General features: G+C 30.4%; 1 protein-coding gene. It reads right to left on the reverse strand.

The window, feature by feature from the left end:
• Positions 1-2,255, reverse strand: a 2,255-nt coding sequence (gene cas9 / locus ACT8VG_RS10375; RefSeq protein ID WP_444195823.1) for a type II CRISPR RNA-guided endonuclease Cas9, incomplete at both ends; no start/stop codon positions are given.

Raw genomic sequence — 2,255 nt, forward strand, 5'->3', positions numbered from 1 at the left:
GCCTTATCACTTATGTTTTTCTTACTCTTTTCAGATTTATACCAATTATGATCTATATAGTATAATCCTACAGTTTCTTTAAAGTATACATCCTTATATCGAACTGTTAACATTTTGATTTTTCCATCAACATCACGATAAAAATCTGTTCTATAAGGACTAACTTGTATTAAAACCACTCTTTTTCCTTGCTTTAGTTTATAATTCTTACTAATATCAATATAATTTCCCAATGTCTTATAATAACATTTTATACTGGTTACTTCTGGACCATTACCTTTCTTTGAAAATTTACGAATCTTACCAAACTCTTCTTTATAAGCTGTTAATGGGTTTTCTCCCTTCAACTTTACACCCTTTTTATCCTTTACATACTGTTTAGGATCATCTTTAAATGTTTCATAATGGTTCTGTACAATTCTAACAATCTCTTTAAATGTTGCAGAATCCTTCTTAGCCATAATATATTTATCTTCTGCTTTACCGTTCACAATATCTTCTGCCAGATTCTTAAATTTAGGATCATAAATATCCTTAAATTTCATTACTCTCTTTTCTTGCCCATCTACAATTCTTGTAGAATAGATTGTCTCATCTGCAACCTGTCTATTAGGTTTAGTATCTACTTTATGAGAAATCTTAATTGGCGCATATGCCAATTGATCTCTAGTCATAATACCACGATAGTATTTATTACTTTCATCGTAGATATTCTTTAATGTAGAGATAAACTCAATGTATTTAGGATCAAAGAATTCTTCTTTACCAGGAACTTTCTTTACTTCTCCTGTATTCTGATCGTGTAAATCTTTTAATTCATACTTTGCAAGACAACCATTAAGAAGTCTCATTGTCTTAACTGATGCAATGATGAGTCCATCTACTGCACGATGTAAGTAATCCTTTTCACGATCTTTTGGCAAGTTGATCTGTGTTCTAAACTTATGAGTGATATTACCATTCAATGTAAATACTTTAGTAGGAATTTCATTTGCTTTAAAGTAGTCTGTTAAGGTATTTAATACCACTCTATTTGCATAACTGGTATCAATCAAGTTACGTGCAATAAACTTCTGCACAACATCCATCTTAGTGATATCATCTTTATACAATAAGTAATTTTTCTTTCTTCTAGAGAATCTCTTAGAAGACTGTACAGCAGAGATATAAGTCTGTAAATCACCACTTAATCCTAGTGCTGGATTATCAAACAAATGCTTATTATAAGCATCAATTGGTGTTCTATTACCTTTTGCTTTATTTTCATTTGCAGTAGCTAGAATCTTATTGTTATAAGAGTCATCTAATGAAATAGAAATTGGAATAATATGGCCTATTTCTGTATAACGCGGATTAGTAATAACTTCACCTAGAATAAGAGGTTCTAATGTATAAGCACTCTTTCCATCCTGTTCCAGATAAAGTCTGACCTTCATCTTAGTCTTACCATTAATCTTATCAGGATTATAACCATTTTCCTTTAATAAAGTATCTACTTCTTTATTCTTCTCTTCATAGAACTTCTGTCTGTTATTAATGCTCTTTTTCTGATCAGCTGAGTTCTTTTCTCTTGTCATTTCCACTACAATTGTATCGAATTCACCATATTCTCTTCTTAATGCATTAATTACCTTAAATGCCTCTCTTTGTGCTCTTTTAGTTACTGGTGAAAGAATAGCTGTATCATCAGCTTCAATAGATTTCTTACCCTTTAATACAGATACATCTTTTCCTTTATGAATCTGCTGAATCAACTGCATCTGATTATAGTTAGACACATACATTTCTTCATTTAACTCTTTCATGGCCTTTAGAGATAAACTATGATAATTCGCAATACCATCTAGGTTTGCAAGCTTATTAACAGTTTCATCAGTAATCAATGAAGAGTTGACAAGATTCAATAACTGCTTTCTTTCTTCAATACCTTTTCTATTTGTTAGAATTTCGATAATCTGGTCTAATGCTTCATAATCTTTAAGAGATATAGTTTCTCCACATTCTTTAAAACATTTCTTTAACTTTGCATATCCTTTAAATTCACTCTTTAAAGGATTTTTCTTCTTATCGATTCTAAATCCTGAAATATTGGACAAATCAGTTCCAAGTATTTTCGCAATGTCCTTTGGTTCAGCTTTTGCTTTCTTATCAACAATCTTGAATACTTCATTCTTCTGATCCATAGTAATCTTTCTATTACCATCATAAGTCAAATTATTCAAATCATTCAACAAGTTAAAGATATCACTACTTAC

Source organism: Catenibacterium sp., assembly GCF_052354645.1.
Taxonomy (GTDB): domain Bacteria; phylum Bacillota_I; class Bacilli_A; order Erysipelotrichales; family Coprobacillaceae; genus Catenibacterium; species Catenibacterium mitsuoka_A.